Raw genomic sequence first — 21,263 nt, 5'->3', positions numbered from 1 at the left:
CCCGAGGGCCGCCCGGACGGTGGCGGGATCCCGGACTCCACGAAGGGGGCTCACATGCCCGTCGACCTCAACGACCCGAACCCGCTGTCCTGGAAGGGCGCCTCCGGAGACGCCGACACCATGCTGCGGAACCTCCAGGCGAACATCCTCAAGGGGCACGTCCGCGAGCATCTGCACATCCTGCTGCTGCGGTTCGGCGAGGGTCCGGAAGCCGCCGCCGACGCCCGGGCGTTCCTGTCCGGCCTCGCCCCGCTGACGAAGTCGGCCAGAACCCACCTGGAGGAGGTCGAGGAGCACCGGCGGACCCGCGCCCCGGGCACGCCCTACGTCGGCGTGGGACTGACCCGGGCGGGCTACGCATCACTGGGCCTGGCCGACCGGGCACCCGCCGACGGCGCGTTCGCGCGGGGCATGAAGGACGAGGCGACCCGGTCCGCGCTCGGCGACCCGGAGCCCGAGCAGTGGGAGGAGTGCTACCGGCAGGAGATCCACGCGGTCGTCCTGGTGGGCGACGAGGAGGCCGCCGCGGCCGACGCCAGACTCCGGGAGGTCAAGGCGCTGCTGACCGGCTCGATCCGGGTGCTGGGCCAGGAGCGGGGCCGCGGTCAGCGCAACGCGGACGGCAACGGCATCGAGCACTTCGGCTACGTCGACGGCCGCAGCCAGCCCGCCTTCCTCACCGAGGAACTGGACGAGGAGCGGCTGCACGGGGACGGCGTCTCCGTGTGGGACCCGACGCAGCCGCTCGGACGCGTCCTGGTCCCCGACCCGGCCGCGCCCGACCCGGCCACGGACTTCGGCAGCTACTTCGTGCTGCGCAAGCTGGAGCAGAACGTCCGGGTGTTCCGGGAGGCCGAGAAGGAACTCGCCGACGCGCTGAAGCTCGACAACAGCGACCGCGAGCGGGCGGGCGCGATGCTCGTCGGCCGCTTCAAGGACGGCACCCCGCTGACGTTGCAGGCCCGGCCCGGCGCGCACAGCCCGGTGATGAACGACTTCGTGTACGCGAGCGACGGCCCCGCCGACAAGTGCCCGTTCCAGGCGCACATCCGCAAGACGAACCCGAGGGGTTCCGGCGGCTTCGGGTCGCCCGAACACGAGCGGCGCCACCTGATGGCGCGGCGCGGACAGACGTACGGGGAGCGGGTGGAGGGCGACGAGCCCGAGACCGGTGTCGGCCTGCTGTTCATGGCGTTCAACTCCGACCTGATGGACCAGTTCGAGTTCACCCAGACCAACTGGGCCAACAACGACGGCTTCCCGGCATCCCCCGAAGCGCCCCTGCCGGGACTGGACCAGGTCATCGGGCAGGGCGAGCGCCCGCCGGCGGCCTGGCCGCGGGTCTGGGGCGAGCCGGAGTCCCAGGAGGCCCCCGCCGCCCGGCAGGCCGTCACCATGAAGGGCGGCGAGTACTTCTTCATGCCGTCACTGTCCTTCCTGCGCAGCCTGTGACGGTCCCCGTCGCACGAGGGCGTCCTCACCGACGAACGAGGGCGTCCTCACCGACGGAAGGGGGCGCGCTCCCTGACGAAGGGGGCGTGCTCGCCGCCGACGGGGGTGCGCTCGCCGCCGACGGGGGTGTGCGCTCGCCGCCGCCGGGGCGACCTTCGCTGCCTGACGGGGCGTCCCCCCGCACCGAGCGGAGGCGCCCCTTCGCTGCCTGATGGGGCGTCCCCCCGCCCCGAGCGGAGGCGCCCTCACCTCACGGCGACGCGGGGCGGAGTCCTCGTCGCTGGGCTGAGGCCCCCTCACCTCCGAGGAGTCCTCACCTCCGGGCGCCTCCGCCCGCGGAGGCGTCCTCCCGTGAGCGGTCATGGGCGCCGGCCGGCCGCTCATCCTGCGATCCGGACCACGCGGGCCCACTCGGGCGGTGTGTCCGGTACGTGGTCCGGGTCGTTCTCGCGCCATCCGGCCGGCTGCCGGGGGAACAGGCCCACCACCGTCCGGCAGGGCGGTCGCACCGACGGCCAGGGGGTCTGGCCGTCGGTGAGGACCACCAGGACGTCGGGGGCGGGCCGTGCGCGCAGCGCCCGCGCGAAGCCGGTGCGCAGATCCGTGCCGCCGCCACCCACGAGTGTGAGGCCCTCCGCGCGGCACAGCGGGTGGGCGATCCGGGCCGCCGCGTCGCAGGAGAGCACCGTGACCAGGTCGCGGCGGCCTCCCACGGCCCGCGAGATCGCGGTGACCTCGAGGAGGGCACTGCCCAGTTCGGCGTCGCTGACCGACCCCGAGGTGTCGATGATCACGCAGACGCGCGGCGGCCTGCGCCTGAGGCTGGGCAGCACGGCGCCGGGCACCCCGGCCGAGCGCCGTGACGGCCGGCCGTAGGTGTAGTCCTCGCCCGCGCCGCCGCCGGACACCGCCGAGCGGACCGCCGCCCCGAGCAGCTCCCGCCAGCGCTGCGGCGGGTGGAAGGCCTCCTCCGCCCACCGCCGCCAGCTCCTGGGGGCGCTGCCGGGTCGGGCGGTGATGCCCTGCGCCACCCGGAAGCGGACCGCGTCCCGCTCCTGCGGGCTCAGGCCGTGGGCGCCGTCCGGGCCGAGGTCCCATTCCCGGTCCCGTCCGTCGGCGCCGCTGCCGCAGTCCAGCCAGGCCAGGTCCTGGGTGTGCTGCCCGAGCCGGAACCGGCGCAGGTAGTCCTCCATGAGCTTTCCCTCGGGCAGCCCCAGGGCCCCGGGGTGCACGGCGTCCTCGGGCCGCTCCAGCCCGTCGCCGAAGGCGTCGTCGTTGATCTCCAGGTCGGCGGCGATGTTCATCCGCAGCCGCTCCCCCGCACCGGTCAGCCCGCGCTCGTGGGCGACCCGGTCGCTGCGCCCGTGGTGGTCGCGCAGCAGGTGCGACACCTCGTGCACCCACACGCCGGCGAGGTCCTCCACGGCAGTCCGGTCGACGAACGCGGGCGACACGTAACACCGCCAGTGCCGGTCGACGGCCATGGTCGGCACCTGCCGCGACTCCACCGGGTGCAGGGCGAACAGCGCCGTCGCCAGGTAGGGCCGGGCCCGGGCGGCGTGCAGACGGGCGGTGAACAGCTTGTCGCGGTCCAGTGCCCCGGGCGTCCGCGCCGTCATCGCCGGGCCTTCGCCGGGACGGCGGTCCGGGCGGCGGTGCGCGCCGCCACCCGGTCGGCCTGCCGGGACAGGTCCACCGCTCCGGCGAGCCGCTCGATCGACTCCGGGACGTCCCAGTCCTCGCGGCGCAGCGAGGCGAGGGTGCCGGCGGGGACGACCACGAGGTCCGGGGCCCCGGTCTCCACCGCACGGACCAGCAGCGCCCAGGCGGCGTCCCAGCGGTCCTTCCCGGGCCGCTCGCGGACCGCCGCGACGACGGCGTCCAGGACGGCCTGTCGCAGGTCTCCGCGTTCGGGCAGGACGGCCGCCGCCGGGTCGGCGAGCAGGTCCTCGGGGTCCGGCAGGTCCATCCGGTCCAGGCTCGCCAGCAGTTCGAGGCCGGGTCCGTCCCCGACCGCGCCCCGGACGAGGAGGGAGAGCACCTCCCGGGAGGAACCGGCGGCGGTCGCGAAAGCGATCAGGTGCAGGGTCATCTCCCAACTGCGGGGCGACGGCCAGGCACCGCCCCGGCGGGTCTCCCCGCCGGGCAGCCGGTGCACGAGTCCCGGCCGGGCCGCGAGGAGCCCGCACACCGCGCGGCGCGCGAAGTCCACGGCCTCCGGCAGCCGCCCGGGGTCGAGCCGCGGCAGACTCGCCCGGGGCCATGTACCGCCGAGGCCGCGCACCACGACCTCGTGGTCGTGGGTCCACTGGAGGTGGACGAACCGGTTGGCCAGGGGCGGGCTGAGCTCCCAGCCGTCGGCCGCCGAGGAGCGCGGGTTGGCGGCCGCCACGATCCGCACGCCGGGCGGCAGCCGCAGCGCACCGATGCGCCGCTCCAGCACCAGGCGCAGCAGCGCGGCCTGGACGGCCGGCGGGGCGGTGGACAGCTCGTCCAGGAACAGCAGCCCCCGGCCGGCCCGCACCAGGCGCACGGCCCAGTCCGGCGGGGCCATCGGAACGCCCTGCTCCGCCGGATCGTCGCCGACGACGGGCAGGCCGGAGAAGTCGGACGGCTCGTGCACGCTGGCGATCACCGTCGTCAGCGGGAGGTCGAGGGCCTCGGCGAGCCGGGTCAGGGCAGCGGTCTTGCCGATCCCCGGCTCGCCCCAGAGCAGGACGGGCAGGTCGGCGGCCACGGCCAGGGTCAGCGCCTCCAGTTGGGTGTCGGGGCGGGCTTCGGTGGTGGTCTCGCGCAGCAGGGTCAGCAGGTCGGCGGCGACGTCCAGCCGGGAGGCGGCGGCCGGGTCGGCGGGGGCGAAGGGGGTGCACGTGGGCATGGGCGATCACCTTGTGGGTTCGTGAGCGGACCGAGGAGAGGGAGGAAGGGAAGGGAGACGTGCGCACGCGCGGGGGCGTTCGGAGCCCGGCCCCCGGATCAGTAGAAGGTCGCGTCGTGCGAGCCGCGCGCCCGGCTGTCGCGCGGGCGGCGTGCCCGGCCGTCGCGGGAGCGGGGCTCGTCGTCCGGGGACGTCCGGTCGAGCCCGTGTCCGGCCAGGCCCGCCCGGTAGAGCCCGTAGGCGATCCGCCCCCGTGCGGCGGCCTCCAGGGCGTCCCGCAGGGCGCCGTCGCGCAACACGGCGTCGGGGCCCAGGAGCCCTTCGACGATGGCCGACGCGCCGGCCGTGTCACCGTGCTGGAGGCGTTCACGGACACCGGTGAGGCAGTCGGGGCGGCGGTGCGCCTCGTCGACGGCCCGCAGACAGGGCAGCGGCGGTCCGCCGAGCGCGGCCAGCAGTTCCTCGCGCCGGATCTCGTCCGGGTGGTGGTCCAGCGGCGCCAGGACGCCGTCGACCAGGCCGATGTGGTGCCGGGCTCCCCGGCAGTCCACGCGGCGCGCCGGTGCCGCCGGGTCGACGGTCCGGGGCGGAGCGGTCGCCGGGTGGCCGGGGAGAAGGGCGGAGGCGACCAGGGGGTGCAGTCGCTCGGGCTCGATCGCGTCGGCGCGCACCAGGTCCAGGTCGGGCAGCGTCCAGGTCGCCGCGTCGGGCAGGACCGGCAGGGGGCGGGCGCCGCCGTCCGGGGCCGCCGCCGTGATGCGCGGTGCGGCCGGCCCGGCGCGGTCGTGGTCCGTGACCACGTCCAGGACCAGCCGGTCACGGGCGCCGAACCGCACGGCGACCCGGCCGGCGGAGCGTCCCTCGGCGCGCAGCAGGATCGCCGCCTCGGCCGCCCAGCGGTCGACGGCACAGCGGCGCCCCGGCGGCACCGCCCCGAGCAGGCCGGGGTCCACCGGGGGCCGGTGGTCCGCGGGTGACCGGTCGGCCCCGCAGCGGACCGTCAGCTCCCCGGTCCTGCGCGCGTCCCACAGGTGGCGGTGCAGGTCGAGCCGGAAGCGCCGGCCGGGGCGCGGATGGGGGTGCCGGCGGGCGTCGGGGTCGTCCCGTGAGCCGTCCCACAGCGCGAGGCTGACCCGTTGTCCGGCGTCCGCCCAGGCGGGCGGGGTGCGTACCACGAGGTGCACCGGGGGCGCGTGGTCGCGTCCGGTGTCGTAGCGGGCCAGGGTGAGGGTGAGTCCCGGGCGCAGCAGCCCGTCGGGGGCGATCCTCGGCAGGTGCCAGCGCAGCAGGTCGGGCGCAAGATGTCGCAGGTCGTCGCGGATCCGGGCCGCGAGGTCCGGGCCGTGGGTACGGGCCGCACGGCGCAGTTGGAGGTCGACGTCGAACCCGGCGGCGGCACAGGCCCCCGCCCAGTCGCCGGCCTGTCGGCGGGCGGTCGCGGTGTCGATCATGGAGGGCGGTACGGCGTACTCGCGTACGCGTCGCCAGAAGGAGAGGCGGGAGTCCCCGTGCGCGAGGTGAGTGGCCATCAGCCCTCACCTTGCGCGGACGGGACCCCCCATCTGTCAACGGAGGAGGTCGTCATCGCGGGGAGCCTAACCCGCCATGTCCCGGCCGTGCCACGGTTTATCCCCGGTCCCGCCGGCGGGTCCCGGTCACCGGTGGACGAAGGACGGCAGGGGCGGCCCGACGGCCGGACCGACCCCCGCCGCGATGCCTGACGGTCAATCAGGAAATGGTGCAGGAAGCGCCGTTGAGGGTGAACGCGGTCGGCGCGGGGTTGGTGGTGCCCTTGCCGGCGATGAAGCCGACGGTGACCGAGCCGCCCGCGGGGATGGTGGACGTGTAGGAGGCGGCGGCGACGCTCACCGAGGCGCCGTTCTGCGTGGCGGTGCCGCCCCACATGTTGCCGACGGTCTGGCCGCCGGGGAAGGAGAAGCCGAGCGTCCAGCCGTTGACGGGCGCGGTGCCCGTGTTGCGGACGGCGATCTCGCCCTGGAAGCCGCCCGGCCACTCGTTGACGGCGCGGTAGGCGACCGAGCAGGTGCCGGTCGGGGCGCCGGCGGTGGTGACGTTCACACTCGCCGAGCGGGCCGATCGGTTGCCGGCCGCGTCCCGCGCGTAGACCGCGAAGGTGTACGGGGTGGCGGCGGTGAGGCCGGTGACGGTGACGGCGTTGGTGGTGGCGGACGCCACCGAGGTCTCGGAACCGCCGCTGACGCGGACCACGTCGTAACCGCTCACGCCAACGTTGTCAGTGGCCGCGGTCCAGCCCAGCGTGACGGACGTGGCGGTCACTGCGGAGGCGACCGGGGTGCCGGGGGCGGTCGGGGCCTCGGTGTCGCCCGGGGCGCCGCCGCCGAAGACGGTGGCCTCCTCGGCGGTCTCGGCGATGCCGTCGGGGCCGTGGAAGATGCGCTGGCCCCAGGAGCTGAGGCGGCTCGGGTCGAAGTCGATCGCGAGGTCGAGGACCGGGTCGGTGTTGCCGCTCCACGACCAGGCCAGGTAGCCGAGGTCCAGCCGCCGGGCGGCCGCCATCATGGTGTCCTCGTCCGGGTCGCCCCACTGGTCGGCGGGGCCGCCGAACTCGCCGATGAGCAGGGGCAGTTTCGCGGCGACGAAGGCGTTCAGGTAGTCGTTGATCTCCGCCGCGGTGTCGAAGACGCTGTACATGTGGATCGAGAAGATCAGGTTGCCGGTGGGGTCGGCGTCGTACACGTTCCGGGCGTTGGCGCGCATGACGCCCTGCCAGTCCTGGCCCCAGTTGGGCGCGTCCACCATGATCGTGTGCTCGAGTCCGGCGGCGCGCAGCTTCTTCACGGCGGCGATCGTCGGCGCGGTCCAGCCCTCGGGGGCGGTGTTGCCCCAGGGTTCGTTGCCGATGTTGACGATGACGTAGTTCTCCTCGCCGGCCAGGACGTCCTTCAGGCCGATCCAGTAGTCGGCAGCGTGGTCGAGCGTGCCGGCCGCCGCCTCCTCGTTGTAGCCGGTGGTGTCGTGGACCTCCAGGACGCAGATCAGCCGGTTGGCCTTGCACCGGGCGATGATGCCGGCCACGTCCTGGGGGGTGTTCTTCGTCCAGCGGTGGCCGTCGGAGAGGACGACGCGGACGGTGTTGGCGCCGAGCGCCTTGACGTCGGCCAGCGACTGCGTCTCGCCGGGGTACCAGGTGTGGGCGTGGTTGACGCCGCGCATGACGAAGTCGTTGCCGTTGCCCTCGAGCAGCCGGCCGTCGCTGATGTGCAGGCCGGTGGCGAGGGCCCCGGGCGAGGACGGGCCCGCCTGGGCGGCGGCCGGGGTGAGCAGCCCCAGGGCGACGGCGAGTCCGACCAGGCCGGCCCATACGGTCCGGGTGACGGTGCGTGACGTGCTTCTTGCTCTTCTCACTGCGACTCCAGGGAGTGAGCGCCCGGTGGGGGTCCGGGCAGCGGAAAGAAGCTTGGGAGCGCTCCCATGAAGCCATCATGCTGAGTACACGTCAACCCGCTGGCATGCTGCTTCCCAGGAGTCGGCAGGCGACGACAACGGACGGAGATCCTGTGCAGCGCGTTCCCACCCCCTCGTCGGTGACGGAGTTCCCCGTGGGGGACGAGAAGGCCGGGCCCTACGGCATCACGGCCGGGCCCGACGGCGCCTTGTGGCTCACCCTGGTCCACGCCGGCCGCATCGCGCGGCTCACGCCCGAGGGCGAGGTGACGGAGTATCCGCTGGACTCGCCCGGGTGCCGGCCGACCGTCATCGCGCCCGGGCCGGACGGTGCCCTGTGGTTCACCCGGTACCACGACCACCGCATCGGCCGGATCACCGTCGACGGCGAGCTGCGGTCCTTCCCGGTGCCGACGCCGGACAGCGGCCCGTTCGGCATCACCGCGGGCCCCGACGGCGCGGTGTGGTTCACGCAGATGAACACCGACCGGATCGGCCGGATCGACCACCGGGGCGAGATCACCGAGTACGTCGTTCCCGTCCCGGGCGGCTTCCCCTCGACGATCACCGCGGGACCGGACGGCGCCCTGTGGTTCACGCTCAACCAGGGCGACGCCATCGGCCGTGTCGAGGTCGACGGCGCCGTCACGGTCCACCCCCTGCCGACCCCCGGCGCCGCGCCGGTGGGCATCACCGGTGACGGCGTCGACCTGTGGTTCGTCGAGATCGGGGCCGGGCAGATCGGCCGCATCTCGGTGGACGGCCGTGTCGAGGAGTTCCCGCTGCCCGACCGCGCGGCCAGGCCCCACGCGATCACCTCGGCCGGCGCCGGGGAGTGCTGGTTCACCGAGTGGGGCGGCAACCGCGTCGGCCGCATCACCTCCGACGGCCGGATCACCGAGTACGACCTGCCGTCACCCTCCAGCGAACCGCACGGCATCGCCGTCGGCCCCGACGGCGCGGTGTGGGTGGCCCTGGAGACGGGGGGTGTGGCGCGGCTCCGGCGATGACGACCGCGCCTGCGCCGTACCGCGCCCCCGCCTCCTGCCGCGCCGGCGGACCCACGACGACCTCAGGCGTGTCCTGAGCGGCGCGCGGCGGGCGCTCCCGCCACCCCGGCGACGTCACGTCCGGGCGGCGGGAGGCGGCAGTGCGGGTCGCGGGGTGGCCGCAGGCGGCGGGTCGGGGGTGCGGCGGCGGGCGGGGGTCTCCGGACGGTGCGTGCCGGCGGGCCGACGCGCGTCGACGGGCTTGCGGGTGTCGACGAGCGGCGGGTGTCGACCGGCGGCGGGTGTCGGCGGGCCGGGCCCGCGTCGACGGGCCGGCCGGTGTCGACGGGCCGGCCGGTGGAACCCGGCCCGCGCAGGCAAGGTCCGCCGGGTGCTGGATCGGACGGATGCCGGGCGCCCCCGGCCGGAACAGGCGAGCGCCGAGCGCCTCCCGACTGCTTCCGGCAGACGCCGAGCGCCTCGCAGCCGGACCGGACGGATGCCGGGCGCGTCATGGCCGGTTTCGGACGGACGCGGGCGCGTCACGGCCGGTTCGGACGGATGCCGGGCGCCTCGCTGCTTCCGGAGGGGGCCGGGCGGCTTCCGGAGGGGGCCGGGCGGCTTCCGGAGGGGGCCGGGCGCGTCACGGCCCTCGGGGTGGTGGGTCGCCGTCCGGATCCTTCGGGGGGCGGCCGTGGGGGTTGTCCCCCGCGGTGAGGTGTTCCAGGACCTCCACCAGTTCCTGGCAGGCGCGTTCCACGGAGCGGCGCGTGTTGCGCTGTTCCACGATGACGGCCGACAGCAGCAGCGCGGTCAGGGCCATCGTTCCGTTGAAGGCCTGGAGTTTGATCATGACTTCGACACGGGACAGCCGGGCGAACGGGCCGACCTCGTCCGTGGCCGCGACGGTGGCCAGGACGGAGGTGAACAGGGCGCACACCATGCTGCCCGCGAGCTGGAAGCGCAGGGCCGCCCAGATCAGCAGCGGGTAGACGAGGAAGAGCAGGCTGATGTGGCTGTGCGTGGCGAAGGGGACCAGGGCGACGGTGATGAGGGCCAACCACGACGCCTCCCCCCAACGCGCCAGGACCGGCGGGCTGCGCAGGCCGTACAGGAGCAGCAGGACGGGCGTGACGAGCAGGACGCCCATCGCGTCGCCGACCCACCAGGCGAGCCAGACGGGCCAGAAGCTGTCGGCGGCGAGTTCGTCGGTGAGGACGAGCACGCCCACCCCGACGGTGGAGCTGAGCAGCATGGCCGTCAGAGCCCCGAGGAACACGAGGGCGAGTCCGTCGCGCAACCGCGCGAGGTCGGTGCGGAAGCCCACCTTGCGGAGCATGAGGTACGCGCAGACGGGGGCGGCGGTGTTGCCCGCGATGTTGACGAGCACGACGGGCCGGAGGGAGGTGAGCGACAGGATGACGAACAGCGCTCCGAGCGCGATGCCGGCCCACGCCCGGAGGCCGAGGAGCAGCAGGCAGGCCACCGCGACGCCGGAGGGCGGCCAGATGGGTGTGAAGACGGCGCCGTCGACGACGAGCTGCCGCAGCAGGCCGAGCCGCCCGGCCGCGTAGTAGCAGCCCGCGACCACCATCGTCTCGACGGCGAGGACGGCCGGCCGGCGCAGTTCGCTGGTACCCACCACAGCAGCCATCAGACACCGGCGCGAGACGGTCGGCGAGGTGGGAGGCGCCCCGTCCGGCCCTATGGCTGAACCAGCCCCCCGTACACCCCCGCCCGGCGCGCGTACTCCCCGATGACCCCGTCGTGGCCGACGACCAGGACGGCCGCGTCGTCCTCGTGGCCGACGCGTTCCGCGCCCTTGATGACGGCGGCGGCCAGGGAGCCCGCGTCCATTCCGGCGACGGCGGCGATGCCGGCGAGCCGCACGACCTGGTCGAGGCCCTCCTCGACGCTCATGGAGGGCCCCTCCACCACGCCGTCCGTGAGCAGGACGAACACGCCGCCCTTGGTGAGCCGGTAGCGGGTGACCGGGTACTCCATGCCGTCCTGGACGCCGAGCGGCGGCCCCCCTTCGTCCTCGGCGACGCCGGACTTGCCGTCGGCCGTGGCCCACACGCACGGGATGTGGCCGGCCCGGGCGCTCTCCAGCACGCCGGTGGTGGGGTCGAGGCGCATGAAGGTGCAGGTGGCGAAGAGGTCGCTGCCCAGGGAGAGGAGCAGGGCGTTGGTCCGGGCGAGGAGTTCGCCCGGCTCGCTCGTGACGGAGGCGAGGGCCCGCAGGCCGACGCGGACCTGGCCCATGAAGGCGGTCGCCTCGATGTTGTGGCCCTGGACGTCACCGATGGACAGGCCGATACGGCCGTCGGGCAGGGTGAAGGCGTCGTACCAGTCGCCGCCGACGTTGAGGCCCTGGTAGGCGGGCATGTACCGGACGGCCAGACGCAGGCCGCGGGCCGCGGGCAGGGCCCGCGGGAGCATGCCGCGCTGCAGGGCGATGGCGAGCTCGACCCTGGAGCGCTGGAGCTCCGCGCGCTCGCGCGCCTGGGCGGTGAGCGAACCGAGTCTGGCCAGCAGCTCGTCGCCGTCGTCCGTGGTGCGCTTGCGGGCCATGGATCACTCCGGAGAGGACGGTAGCCCCTTCGGGGCGAATGTCATATTCCGCGTTTAATGGATGATAGCGACTCGGGGGTGGGGTCAGACAGTGCGGAGCCGGGCGGACCGGTGGAACCGGCAGGGTCCGTGACGAGCGGGCCCGGATCGGCGGATCGGCGTCCTGTCCACCCTCAACGCGGCCGTGCAGACCCGTCTCCCGGCCGGGTCAGGGCCCGTGGCCTGACCGTGTACCTGCTCGTCTTCCAGGGCGGCCGGGCGCCGGCGGCGCCGCTGTCGGCCCGGGCCGGCCCGGGAGCCCTCGTCGGCCCCGGGGCCGGGCCAGGTGGCCTCCGTCGGCCCGGGTCCAGGCCCGGACGCCCCCGTCGGCCCGGCTCGAGGTCGAGACCGCGCGTGCGCCTCTGGGCCAGGCGCGGTGCACGTCGGGCGATCCGTGTGCGTCCGGCACCCCCGGCGTGCCGGACGCCGACGCCCGGAGCGGGCCCGCGGGCCACCGGGTGGTGAACGGGCCCGCGCCGCCCGACACTGGCTACGGAACCTCGCGCGCTCCCCGGCGGACGCGCCCAGGAGATGACACCGTGAACTCCTTCTCCCCCGGCTTCCGGGGCCGTGCCCGGCGGTTGACCGACAGGCTGCCGCCCGGTCAGTACCCGACCGAGTCGTTCCCCGTGCTCTCGGCCGGACCCACGCCGAAGGTCTCCGTCGAGACGTGGCGGTTCACCCTGACCACGGAGGCCGGCGCGACGCACGCGTGGACCTGGGAGCAGATGATGGCGCTGCCGCAACAGGAGACGGTGCGGGACATCCACTGCGTGACCCGCTGGTCGAAGTTCGACACGCGGTGGCGGGGCGTGCCCGTCGACGCCTTCTTCGAGGACGTGGAGACGGCCGCCGGCTTCGTCGTCGTCGGCAGCCACGGCGGGTACACCACGAACCTGCCGCTGGAGGACCTCCTCGACGGCCGGGCCTGGATCGTCCACACCTACGACGGCCGGCCCCTGTCGCCCGAGCACGGCGGCCCGGCCCGGCTGCTGGTACCGCACCTGTACTTCTGGAAGTCGGCCAAGTGGGTGCGTGACATGCAGCTCACGCACGAGGACGAGCCCGGATTCTGGGAGAGCGCCGGCTACCACGACCACGGCGACCCGTGGCGCGAGCAGCGCACCTGGGGCGACTGACGTGCCCGTCGCCTGGCGCCCGGCGCGGCTGGTCGAACGGCGCCCGCAGAACGCGACGGGCCGCACCCTGGTGTTCTCGGTGGCCGGCTGGCCCGGCCATCTGCCCGGGCAGCACGTCGACGTCCGGCTGACCGCCGACGACGGCTACCGGGCCGTGCGCAGCTACTCCCTGGCCGCGCCGGCCGACGCCACCCACCGGATCGAACTGGGCGTGCGGGCCGTGCCCGACGGCGAGGTCTCGCCGTACCTCGCGGACGACCTGCCGGTCGGGGCCGAGGTGGAGGTGCGGGGGCCGCTCGGCAACTGGTTCGTCTGGCGGCCGGGGCGGACCGAACCGGTGCTGCTGGTGGCCGGCGGCTCCGGGATCGTCCCGCTGGCGGCCATGGTCCGCGCCCACCGGCAGTCCCGTGCGCGCGGGCCGTTCCGCCTGCTGTACTCGGTGCGCGACGCCGACGACGTCTGGTACGCCGGGGAACTCGCCGACGGGCACCCCGGCCTGGACGTCCGGATCCTCTACACCCGCACCGCCCCGCCGGACGCCGACCGCTCCCCTGGCCGGGTCACGGCGGCCGACCTCGCCCGGGCGACCGACGGGCTGCCGACGGCCGGCCCGGTCTACGTCTGCGGTCCCACCGATTTCGTCGAGACCGTCGGCGATCTGCTGACCGACCTGGGCCGCGACCCGGCGACCATCCGCACCGAACGCTTCGGCTGACACCCCGACCTGGAGGATCCGTGGCCGACACCACCGCCCACCTCGACGGAAACTGCCTCGCCGGACCGCTCTCGGAGATCCTGGCCGTGGAGCCGACCGCCGCGTGGTGGCGCTGCCCGGAGTGCGCCCGTTCGGGGCCGCTCGCCGAACTGCACGTGTACGGTCCCGAGCCGGGGCTCACCGCCCGCTGCCCCGGCTGCGCGCACGTGGCGCTGCGGCTGGTGCGGCGGGACCGGTACGTGTGGCTGACGCTGGGCGGGGGCGGCGTGGCGTTCCGCTTCGCCGTCGCCTGACCCCTGCCCCGCCGTCGTCCGGCCCCACCTCGCGACGTCGGCCCCCACCTCGCCACGCCGTCGCCCGGCCCCGCCCCGCCGTCGTCCGGCCACCGCCGACCCGGACGGTACGGCGGTCAGCCGCCGAGCGCCGCCATGACGACGTCCTTGGCCTCCTCCTGCACCTGGCGGAGGTGGTCGGGGCCCTGAAACGACTCGGCGTAGATCTTGTAGACGTCCTCGGTGCCCGAAGGACGGGCGGCGAACCAGGCGTTGGCCGTGGTCACCTTGATGCCGCCGATGGCGGCGCCGTTGCCGGGGGCCTCGGTGAGGACGCCGGTGACGGCCTCCCCGGCGAGGGTGTCCGCGGTGACCTGGGCCGGCGAGAGCCTGGCGAGCAGCGCCTTCTCCTCGCGGGTCGCGGGGGCGTCGATGCGGGCGTAGGCGGGCTCGCCGAAGCGGGCGGTCAGGGCGGCGTAGTGCTCCGACGGCGTCCTGCCGGTGACGGCGGTGATCTCGGAGGCCAGCAGCGCGAGGATGATGCCGTCCTTGTCGGTGGTCCACACCGAGCCGTCGCGGCGCAGGAACGATGCGCCGGCCGACTCCTCCCCGCCGAAACCGAGGGAACCGTCGGCCAGCCCGTCCACGAACCACTTGAAGCCGACGGGCACTTCGACCAGGCGGCGGCCGAGGTCGGCGGCGACCCGGTCGATCATCGAGGACGACACCAGGGTCTTGCCGATGCCGGTGTCGTCGGGCCACTGCCCCCGGTGGGCGTAGAGGTAGGAGATGGCGGCCGCGAGGTAGTGGTTGGGGTTCATCAGGCCGGCGTCGGGGGTGACGATGCCGTGCCGGTCGGCGTCGGCGTCGTTGCCGGTGGCGATGCGGAACCGGTCGCGCTGGTCGATGAGGGACGCCATCGCGTACGGCGACGAGCAGTCCATGCGGATCTTGCCGTCCCAGTCCAGCGTCATGAACCGCCAGGTGGGGTCGGTGAGCGGGTTGACCACCGTCAGGTCGAGCCGGTGCTGTTCGGCGATCCGGCCCCAGTAGGCGACCGAGGCCCCGCCGAGCGGGTCGGCCCCGATGCGGACGCCGGCGGCGCGGATCGCGTCCAGGTCGAGGACGCCGGGCAGGTCGGACACGTAGGTGCCGAGGAAGTCGTGACGGCCGGTGCCGGGAGCGGCGAGCGCCCTGGCGTACGGGATGCGGCGGACGTCCTTCAGGCCGGCGGCGATGATCTCGTTGCCCCGGTCCTGGATCCAGGAGGTGGCGTCCGATCCGGCGGGGCCGCCGCTGGGCGGGTTGTACTTGAAGCCGCCGTCGGCGGGCGGGTTGTGCGACGGGGTGACGACCACGCCGTCCGCGAGACCCGTGGTGCGGCCCTTGTTGTGGGCGAGGACGGCGTGCGAGACGGCCGGGGTCGGCGTGTAGCCGTCGGCGCTGTCGATGAGCACCGTCACGTCGTTGGCGGCGAACACCTCCAGCGCGGTGACCCGGGCGGGCTCGGACAGGGCGTGGGTGTCGGCGCCGAGGAAGAGCGGGCCGTCGGTGCCCTGTGCGGTGCGGTACTCGCAGATGGCCTGGCTGGTCGCGGCGATGTGGTCCTCGTTGAACGCCGTGTTCAACGACGAGCCGCGGTGCCCCGAGGTGCCGAACGTCACCCGCTGCGCGGGGTCCGCCGGGTCCGGGTGCAGCGCGTAGTACGCGGTGACCAGCCGGGCGACGTCGACGAGGTCCTCGGATCCGGCCGGCCCGCCCGCTCGCTCGTGCTGCATGTACCCGCTCCTCCATGTGGTCGACCAAAGCGTTGCGGCTCTCATCTTCCCCTGCGGCGTAGGGCGGCCGCGAGGGCGGGTGTCCGACGGGCGGACGGGCGGACGGGCGGGGCCTGGTCCGGGGCGGGGTGGACGGATGCCCGGCGCACGGGCATCCGCTCCCCGGGCGCCGTGTCAGCGTCGGCGGCCCCGCACCGCCCAGCCGCTGCCGATGCCCGCGACGTGGAGGGCGAGCAGGGTCAGGGCCAGGAGCATGATGTTGGTGGAGGTGAAGGCGTCGTTGGTGGAGATCTCCGCCGCGTTGATCAGGAAGGCGATGAAGAAGCCCACCGCCGCGATGATGGCCAGCACGGTGTCCGTCCCTTCGGGGTGTCGGCTCGTTTCCGGGTCGTTGTCCTCTCCGGATGCCCGGCCCGGGGCTGAGTAGCCGTACTCAGGCGGGAGGGGGCCGGTGCCGTGACACTGACGGGACCCGGACCGTCCCGACCGAAGGGCCCTCTCGTGCTCAGCCGTGCCGCCTCCGCCCTGATCCCGTTCTTCGGGCGCCTCACCGTGACCAGCGACCTGCGCACCCGGCCTCCCGCGGGGACGATCTTCGTCGCGAACCACGACTCGCCGGCCGATCCCGCGGTCGTCCTGGCCGCGCTGCGGCGGCTGGACGTGGAGCCGACCGTCATGGCGACGGCCGGGCTGTGGCGCGTTCCGGTGCTCGGGCGGGTGCTGGTCCGCGGAGGCCACATCCCCGTCCACCGGGGGTCGGCGCGCGCGGCCCGGGCCCTCGACGCGGCCGCCGAGGCGCTCGCCGGGGGCCGGCACGTCCTCCTCTACGGAGAGGGCCGACTGCCGGACCGCACCGACGCCGCCCCGGGCCCGCCGGAGGCGTTCCGCACCGGACTCGCCCGTCTCGCACGGGCCTCCGGCGCGCTGGTGGTGCCGGTGGGACACGCGGGCGCCCGCCGCATCTCCTCCGGTCCGACGGCCAAGCAGTGGGCGGGCGCCGTGACGGCACCCCTGCGCCGGCCGCGGTGTCACGTGCACGTCGGCGCGCCCCTGCGGCTGCCCGCCGAGACGGCCCCCGGTACGACGGCAGCACGCCACGCGGTCACGGCGGCCTGGCGGACGGCGGTCCGCCGGGTGGACGGGCACAGGGCGGAACACCTGCCGCGGTGACGCCCTCGAGCCGTGACGCCCTCGAGCCCCGCCCGCTCCTCCGTCGGGGAGGTGGCGCGCCCCGCCGCGCACGTCCTGCTCAGCCCGACGGCGACGGCTCGCTCGTCGGCCACTCGCCGGGCGGGACCGCGTCCGCCGGTGGCGGCGCCGTGCTCTGGCGCAGGACCAGCCGCGTCGGGACCAGCGTGGTGCCGCGCTGGGGGCCGTCGCGGCGCATCTTTCGCAGGACGGCCTGGACGCAGAGCCGGCCGACCTCGGCGAAGTCCTGGTGGAGGGTGGTGAGCGGGGGCAGGAAGGAGCCGGCCTCGGGGATGTCGTCGAAGCCGATGACGCTGACGTCCTCGGGGACCCGCCGGCCGCGTTCGTGGAGGGCGCGCAAAAGGCCCAGGGCCATCTGGTCGTTGGCCGCGAAGACGGCGGTGCAGTCCGCGCGCGCGGCGAGTTCGAGCCCGGCACGGTAACCGGACTCGGCCGACCAGTCACCGCGGACGACGGGCGGCGCGGGGCGGCCGGCCTCGGTGAGGGCGCCGCGCCAGGCGTCCGCGCGGCGCTGCGCGGCGAACGAGCCCTCGGGTCCGGCCAGGTGCCACACCGTGAGGTGGCCGAGGTCCAGCAGGTGCTGCACGGCCTCGCGGGTGCCGCCCGCCTGGTCGGTGTCGACGACCGTGTAGTGGCTCCCGGCGTCGGAGTCGACCACCACGACCTGGACGTGCGGCGGCAGCGTGACGGTGGCCGCGTCCAGCAGATGGACCTCCATGATGACGATCACCGCGTCGACGGCGAGTTCCTCCAGGCGGGAGAACGCGCCGCGCACCTCGTCCTGGGTGGGAACGGCAACCGGCAGCAGCGTCACCGCGTACCCCTCCGCCGCGGCGGAGGTGGCGATCGCCTCGAGGGTGCGCACGTTGCCGGTGGTGGAGAGGGTGAAGGTGATGACGCCGATGGTGCGGAACTCGCCGCGCTTGAGCGCGCGGGCCGCGCTGTTGGGCCGGTAGCCCAGCTCCTTCATGGCGGCCAGCACCTGCTGCCGGGTCTCCTCGTTCACCCCGGCGTACCCGTTGGAGACGCGGGAGACCGTCTGCGACGAGACGCCGGCGAGGCGGGCGACGTCCGCCATCGAGGCCGTGGCGCGGGAGCGGGTGCGGGGGCGGTCCACGGCGCCGGGCCCGCCCGTGGCCGGGCCCACGGCCGGGCCGATCCCCTTCGCCCGGGCTCTTTCAGCCATGTCCATGCGTCGTCCCCACCTCTCTTCCGCCCGGGGTACCACGGTGTTGCCGGGGGACCCTTGACCATCGTTATCGGGGCAGTGTAGACATGCCGCCATCAGATGTTTACGTAAACATAACAGCCCATCGCCCCCTTCGAGTGGCCGATGTTTACGTAAACATCATGGCGGTGCGGCACGGCACGTCGGGTGCGGCACCGCGGGGTTCCAGGACTGCACGAGCGAGGAACGACATGACGACGCTGCAACCGCCGGCGGCCGCCGAACCACGGCCGGCACCCCCTCCGGCGCAACGGGACCGCCGCTCCTGGGCGGGGTGGGGGTTCATCGGTCCCTTCGTGGCCGTGTTCGCTCTGGTCTTCCTGGCCCCGATCGTGTACTCGATGTACCTCAGCCTCTTCCGTGACCAGCTCATCGGCGGCACCACCTTCGTCGGCCTCGACAACTACACGCAGGCGCTGAAGGACGAACAGTTCTGGGACTCGCTCGCGCGGGTGTCGCTCTTCCTCGCCGTCCAGGTGCCGATCATGCTCGGCATCGCCCTGCTGGTGGCCCTGGCCCTGGACAGCGGACGGCTCTACGGCAAGAGCTTCTTCCGCATCACGATCTTCCTGCCGTACGCCGTGCCCGCCGTGGTGGCCACCCTGATGTGGGGCTTCATGTACGGCACGAAGTACGGCCTGGTGGGCGATGTCAACGAGGCCTTCGGCGTCTCCCTGCCCGACCCGCTCTCGCCCGACCTCGTCCTGGCGTCGATCGGCAACATCGTCACCTGGGAGTTCGTCGGCTACAACATGCTGATCTTCTACTCGGCGCTGCGGGTCGTCCCGCACTCGCTGTACGAGGCGGCCGAGATCGACGGTGCCGGTCAGTGGCGTGTCATCACCGCCATCAAGCTGCCCGCGATCCGCGGAGCCCTCGTCATCGCGACGATCTTCTCCATCATCGGCAGCTTCCAGCTCTTCAACGAGCCCAACATCCTGCGGCCGTTGGCGCGCAACGCCATCACCACGGACTACACCCCGAACTACTACACGTACTCGCTGTCCTTCAACGGCCAGCAGCACAACTACTCCGCGACGGTGGCCATCATCATGGGCGTGATCACGATGGTGATCGCCTACGTCGTGCAGCTGCGCGGCATGCGCAAGGGAGCGTGACCCGATGAGCAGCCCTCTCACCACCGACTCCCCCGCCGTTCCCGCCCAGCGTCCCGGCGGCGCCGGGACCGCGCCGCGGCTGCGCAGCCCGCGCCGGCACAGCCCCGGCAAGCCCCGGCGCAGTGTGCTGCTGACGGTGCTGACGTCCCTGATCGTCCTCTACACCGTGGTGCCGCTGATCTGGCTGGCCATCAACGCCACCAAGACGCAGGCCGGGCTGGCCGACTCCAACGGCCTGTGGTTCAGCGACGACTTCGCCCTGTGGGACAACATCCGCGACACGTTCACCTACGACGACGGCGTGTTCTCGCGGTGGCTCCTGAACACCCTGCTGTACGTGGTGCTGGGCGCCGGCGGCGCCACCCTCCTCGCGGTGCTCGGCGGTTACGCGCTGGCGAAGTTCGAGTTCCCCGGCAAGCGCGGCATCTTCGCCGTGGTCATCGGTGCCGTCGCCGTCCCCGGCACGGCCCTCGCGGTGCCCACCTTCCTGATGTTCAGCAAGATGGGTCTGACCGACACCCCGTGGGCGGTGATCATCCCCTCGCTGGTCTCGCCGTTCGGCCTGTACCTGATGTGGGTCTTCGCCTCCGAGGCCATCCCCACGGAACTGCTGGAGGCCGCCCGCATCGACGGCGCCGGCGAGGCGCGCACCTTCTTCCGGGTCGCCCTGCCGCTGCTCGCCCCCGGCATCGTGACGGTCCTGCTGTTCACCACGGTCGCCACCTGGAACAACTACTTCCTGCCGCTGATCATGCTCAAGGACTCGGACTGGTATCCGCTGACCCTGGGCCTGAGCGTCTGGAACTCCCAGGCGGAGACGATCGGCGGAGACGTGATCTTCAACCTGGTGATCACCGGTTCGCTGCTCACCATCCTGCCGCTGATCGCCGCGTTCCTGTTGCTGCAGAAGTACTGGCAGTCCGGGCTCGCCGCCGGAAGCGTCAAGGAGTGACCCGCGGCCCGCACGGGCCGCCCTCCCAGCCCCCCATCGCGCACCTCCCCCACCCTCACCTGTCCCACCCACGAAGAAGTGGAAGCACCTTCATGCGCAGAAAGACCAGCCGCCTGCTGCGCGGCATAGCCCTCCTGTCCACCCTCGCCCTGGGTGCCACCGCCTGCGGGGGCTCGGACGACGGCTCCGACCAGAAGGCGGTCTCCGCCTCGGACGTCCAGGCGGCCCTGCAGAAGGGCGGCACGGTCACGGTGTGGGCCTGGGAGCCCACGCTGAAGACGGTCGCCGCCGACTTCCAGAAGAAGTACCCCAAGGTCAAGATCAACCTCGTCAGCGAGCGGTCCGGCGACAAGCACTACACCGCCCTGTCGAACGCCATCTCCGCCGAGAAGGGCGTGCCCGACGTCGCGCAGGTCGAGTACTTCGCGGTGAGCCAGTACTCCCTCACCAAGGGCCTCACCGACCTGGCCCCCTTCGGCGCGGACAAGCTCGCCTCCAAGTACACGCCGGGTCCGTGGAACGCCGTGAGCGAGGACAAGGCCGTCTACGGCCTGCCGATGGACTCCGGTCCGATGGCGCTCTTCTACAACAAGAAGGTCTTCGACAAGTACAAGATCGCCGTCCCGACCACCTGGGACGAGTACGTCGACGCGGCCCGCAAGCTGCACAAGGCCGACCCGAAGGTCTACATCGCCAACGACGCCGGCGACGCCGGCTTCACCACCAGCATGCTGTGGCAGGCCGGTTCGCGTCCCTACAAGGTCGACGGCACCAAGGTGAAGATCGACTTCTCCGACGCGGGCGCCAAGAAGTACACCGACACCTGGCAGAAGCTCATCGACGAGAAGCTCCTCGCGCCCATCAACGGCTGGACCGACGACTGGTACAAGGGGCTGGGCGACGGCACCATCGCCACGCTGGCCACCGGCGCCTGGATGCCCGCCAACTTCGTCACCGGTGTGCCGAACGCGGCCGGTGACTGGCGCGCGGCCCCGATGCCGGCCTGGACCAAGGGCGACAAGGCGAGCGCGGAGAACGGCGGCAGCTCCCTGACCGTTCCGGCGCTGAGCAAGAACAAGGAACTCGCCTACGCCTTCGTCGAGTACGCCAACGCCGGTGACGGCGTGCAGACCCGCGTCAAGCAGGGCGCCTTCCCGGCGACCACCGCGGAGCTCCAGTCGACCGCGTTCCAGAGCACCAAGTTCGACTACTTCGGCGGGCAGGAGGCGAACAAGATCTTCGCCGACTCCGCCGCCAACGTCGCCGACGACTGGTCGTACCTGCCCTTCCAGCAGTACGCCAACTCGATCTTCAACGACACCGTCGGCAAGGCCTACGTCTCGGGCACCAAGCTGCCGGACGGTCTGAAGGCCTGGCAGGACGCCTCGATCAAGTACGGCTCCGAGCAGGGCTTCACGGTCGAGAAGTAAGCGAGCCGCAGACGCCGGGCGGCGCGGCCCACCGCCGCGCCGCCCCCGTGCACCACACCCCGGA

At 73.7% G+C, this 21,263-nt stretch carries 18 protein-coding genes; 9 read left to right on the top strand and 9 right to left on the bottom strand.

Annotation, left to right across the window (positions count from 1 at the left end):
- Positions 1–54 precede the first annotated feature (54 nt).
- Positions 55–1,452, top strand: coding sequence for a Dyp-type peroxidase (locus ACZ4YY_RS20390; RefSeq protein ID WP_468291789.1), 1,398 nt, complete (start codon positions 55–57; stop codon positions 1,450–1,452).
- Between the two features lie 380 nt (positions 1,453–1,832).
- On the opposite strand, the gene ACZ4YY_RS20385 is transcribed toward ACZ4YY_RS20390, so the two are convergent.
- The 4 genes from ACZ4YY_RS20385 to ACZ4YY_RS20370 all read right to left on the bottom strand — a co-directional run bounded on the left by ACZ4YY_RS20385 (position 1,833) and on the right by ACZ4YY_RS20370 (position 7,717).
- Positions 1,833–3,071 carry a vWA domain-containing protein gene (locus tag ACZ4YY_RS20385; RefSeq protein WP_468291786.1) on the bottom strand — a complete coding sequence of 413 codons (1,239 nt, stop codon included), beginning with the start codon at positions 3,069–3,071 and terminating at the stop codon, positions 1,833–1,835.
- Positions 3,068–4,330, bottom strand: a complete 1,263-nt coding sequence (locus tag ACZ4YY_RS20380) for an AAA family ATPase (RefSeq protein ID WP_468291783.1) — start codon at positions 4,328–4,330, stop codon at positions 3,068–3,070. Before ACZ4YY_RS20380 ends, ACZ4YY_RS20385 begins: the two co-directional genes overlap by 4 nt.
- A gap of 98 nt (positions 4,331–4,428) precedes the next feature.
- On the bottom strand, positions 4,429–5,859 hold the full coding sequence (locus ACZ4YY_RS20375) for a hypothetical protein (protein ID WP_468291780.1): 1,431 nt from the start codon (positions 5,857–5,859) through the stop codon (positions 4,429–4,431).
- 199 nt (positions 5,860–6,058) lie between these two features.
- A complete protein-coding gene (locus ACZ4YY_RS20370; protein ID WP_468291777.1) occupies positions 6,059–7,717 on the bottom strand; it encodes a cellulase family glycosylhydrolase in 1,659 nt (552 codons plus the stop codon).
- A gap of 104 nt (positions 7,718–7,821) precedes the next feature.
- On the opposite strand from ACZ4YY_RS20370, the gene ACZ4YY_RS20365 reads away from it, so the two are divergent.
- A complete protein-coding gene (locus ACZ4YY_RS20365; protein ID WP_468291774.1) occupies positions 7,822–8,766 on the top strand; it encodes a Vgb family protein in 945 nt (314 codons plus the stop codon).
- A 622-nt stretch (positions 8,767–9,388) separates the two neighbouring features.
- Here the strand turns inward: ACZ4YY_RS20365 and ACZ4YY_RS20360 are convergent.
- Positions 9,389–10,399, bottom strand: coding sequence for an MASE1 domain-containing protein (locus ACZ4YY_RS20360; protein ID WP_468291772.1), 1,011 nt, complete (start codon positions 10,397–10,399; stop codon positions 9,389–9,391).
- A gap of 50 nt (positions 10,400–10,449) precedes the next feature.
- Positions 10,450–11,319 (bottom strand): PP2C family protein-serine/threonine phosphatase, encoded by an 870-nt coding sequence (locus ACZ4YY_RS20355; RefSeq protein ID WP_468291770.1) that lies wholly within the window; start codon positions 11,317–11,319, stop codon positions 10,450–10,452.
- A 578-nt stretch (positions 11,320–11,897) separates the two neighbouring features.
- On the opposite strand from ACZ4YY_RS20355, the gene ACZ4YY_RS20350 reads away from it, so the two are divergent.
- The 3 genes from ACZ4YY_RS20350 to ACZ4YY_RS20340 are packed head-to-tail and all read left to right on the top strand — an operon-like array spanning position 11,898 to position 13,505.
- The gene (locus ACZ4YY_RS20350; protein ID WP_468291768.1) at positions 11,898–12,497 is read left to right on the top strand and encodes a sulfite oxidase-like oxidoreductase; all 600 of its coding nucleotides are present in this window, start codon (positions 11,898–11,900) and stop codon (positions 12,495–12,497) included.
- A 1-nt stretch (position 12,498) separates the two neighbouring features.
- Positions 12,499–13,212 (top strand): ferredoxin reductase, encoded by a 714-nt coding sequence (locus tag ACZ4YY_RS20345; protein WP_468291765.1) that lies wholly within the window; start codon positions 12,499–12,501, stop codon positions 13,210–13,212.
- Positions 13,213–13,232: 20 nt separating this feature from the next.
- Positions 13,233–13,505, top strand: a complete 273-nt coding sequence (locus tag ACZ4YY_RS20340) for a DUF6510 family protein (protein ID WP_468291762.1) — start codon at positions 13,233–13,235, stop codon at positions 13,503–13,505.
- A 116-nt stretch (positions 13,506–13,621) separates the two neighbouring features.
- Here ACZ4YY_RS20340 and pgm read toward each other — a convergent pair whose 3' ends face one another.
- Both pgm and ACZ4YY_RS20330 read right to left on the bottom strand, forming a co-directional pair.
- Positions 13,622–15,262, bottom strand: a complete 1,641-nt coding sequence (gene pgm / locus ACZ4YY_RS20335; RefSeq protein WP_468291759.1) for a phosphoglucomutase (alpha-D-glucose-1,6-bisphosphate-dependent) — start codon at positions 15,260–15,262, stop codon at positions 13,622–13,624.
- A 174-nt stretch (positions 15,263–15,436) separates the two neighbouring features.
- Positions 15,437–15,613, bottom strand: a complete 177-nt coding sequence (locus ACZ4YY_RS20330) for a hypothetical protein (RefSeq protein WP_468291756.1) — start codon at positions 15,611–15,613, stop codon at positions 15,437–15,439.
- 150 nt (positions 15,614–15,763) lie between these two features.
- On the opposite strand from ACZ4YY_RS20330, the gene ACZ4YY_RS20325 reads away from it, so the two are divergent.
- A complete protein-coding gene (locus ACZ4YY_RS20325) occupies positions 15,764–16,432 on the top strand; it encodes a lysophospholipid acyltransferase family protein (RefSeq protein WP_468291753.1) in 669 nt (222 codons plus the stop codon).
- 79 nt (positions 16,433–16,511) lie between these two features.
- Here the strand turns inward: ACZ4YY_RS20325 and ACZ4YY_RS20320 are convergent, their stop codons facing one another.
- A complete protein-coding gene (locus tag ACZ4YY_RS20320; protein ID WP_468292138.1) occupies positions 16,512–17,549 on the bottom strand; it encodes a LacI family DNA-binding transcriptional regulator in 1,038 nt (345 codons plus the stop codon).
- Between the two features lie 341 nt (positions 17,550–17,890).
- Between ACZ4YY_RS20320 and ACZ4YY_RS20315 the strand changes: the two genes are divergently transcribed.
- The 3 genes from ACZ4YY_RS20315 to ACZ4YY_RS20305 all read left to right on the top strand — a co-directional run bounded on the left by ACZ4YY_RS20315 (position 17,891) and on the right by ACZ4YY_RS20305 (position 21,199).
- The gene (locus tag ACZ4YY_RS20315) at positions 17,891–18,817 is read left to right on the top strand and encodes a carbohydrate ABC transporter permease (RefSeq protein WP_468291750.1); all 927 of its coding nucleotides are present in this window, start codon (positions 17,891–17,893) and stop codon (positions 18,815–18,817) included.
- Positions 18,818–18,821: 4 nt separating this feature from the next.
- A complete protein-coding gene (locus tag ACZ4YY_RS20310) occupies positions 18,822–19,769 on the top strand; it encodes a carbohydrate ABC transporter permease (protein WP_468291747.1) in 948 nt (315 codons plus the stop codon).
- Between the two features lie 92 nt (positions 19,770–19,861).
- Entirely contained in the window at positions 19,862–21,199 is a 1,338-nt protein-coding gene (locus ACZ4YY_RS20305) for an ABC transporter substrate-binding protein (RefSeq protein WP_468291744.1), read from the top strand.
- Positions 21,200–21,263: the final 64 nt, after the last annotated feature.

This window comes from Streptomyces sp. NPDC030143 (assembly GCF_055573695.1).
The sequence above is the reverse complement of the archived record's forward strand: the minus strand, read 5'-3'. Positions and strand labels throughout refer to the sequence as shown.

Excerpts from the sequence above, each read along its gene's own strand:
- ACZ4YY_RS20390 (WP_468291789.1), top strand. The coding sequence starts at position 55 with ATGCCCGTCGACCTCAACGACCCGAACCCGCTGTCCTGGAAGGGCGCC.
- ACZ4YY_RS20385 (WP_468291786.1), bottom strand. The coding sequence starts at position 3,071 with ATGACGGCGCGGACGCCCGGGGCACTGGACCGCGACAAGCTGTTCACC.
- ACZ4YY_RS20380 (WP_468291783.1), bottom strand. The coding sequence starts at position 4,330 with ATGCCCACGTGCACCCCCTTCGCCCCCGCCGACCCGGCCGCCGCCTCC.
- ACZ4YY_RS20375 (WP_468291780.1), bottom strand. The coding sequence starts at position 5,859 with ATGGCCACTCACCTCGCGCACGGGGACTCCCGCCTCTCCTTCTGGCGA.
- ACZ4YY_RS20365 (WP_468291774.1), top strand. The coding sequence starts at position 7,822 with ATGCTGCTTCCCAGGAGTCGGCAGGCGACGACAACGGACGGAGATCCT.
- ACZ4YY_RS20360 (WP_468291772.1), bottom strand. The coding sequence starts at position 10,399 with ATGGCTGCTGTGGTGGGTACCAGCGAACTGCGCCGGCCGGCCGTCCTC.
- ACZ4YY_RS20355 (WP_468291770.1), bottom strand. The coding sequence starts at position 11,319 with ATGGCCCGCAAGCGCACCACGGACGACGGCGACGAGCTGCTGGCCAGA.
- pgm (WP_468291759.1), bottom strand. The coding sequence starts at position 15,262 with ATGCAGCACGAGCGAGCGGGCGGGCCGGCCGGATCCGAGGACCTCGTC.
- ACZ4YY_RS20320 (WP_468292138.1), bottom strand. The coding sequence starts at position 17,549 with ATGGCGGACGTCGCCCGCCTCGCCGGCGTCTCGTCGCAGACGGTCTCC.
- ACZ4YY_RS20315 (WP_468291750.1), top strand. The coding sequence starts at position 17,891 with ATGACGACGCTGCAACCGCCGGCGGCCGCCGAACCACGGCCGGCACCC.
- ACZ4YY_RS20310 (WP_468291747.1), top strand. The coding sequence starts at position 18,822 with ATGAGCAGCCCTCTCACCACCGACTCCCCCGCCGTTCCCGCCCAGCGT.
- ACZ4YY_RS20305 (WP_468291744.1), top strand. The coding sequence starts at position 19,862 with ATGCGCAGAAAGACCAGCCGCCTGCTGCGCGGCATAGCCCTCCTGTCC.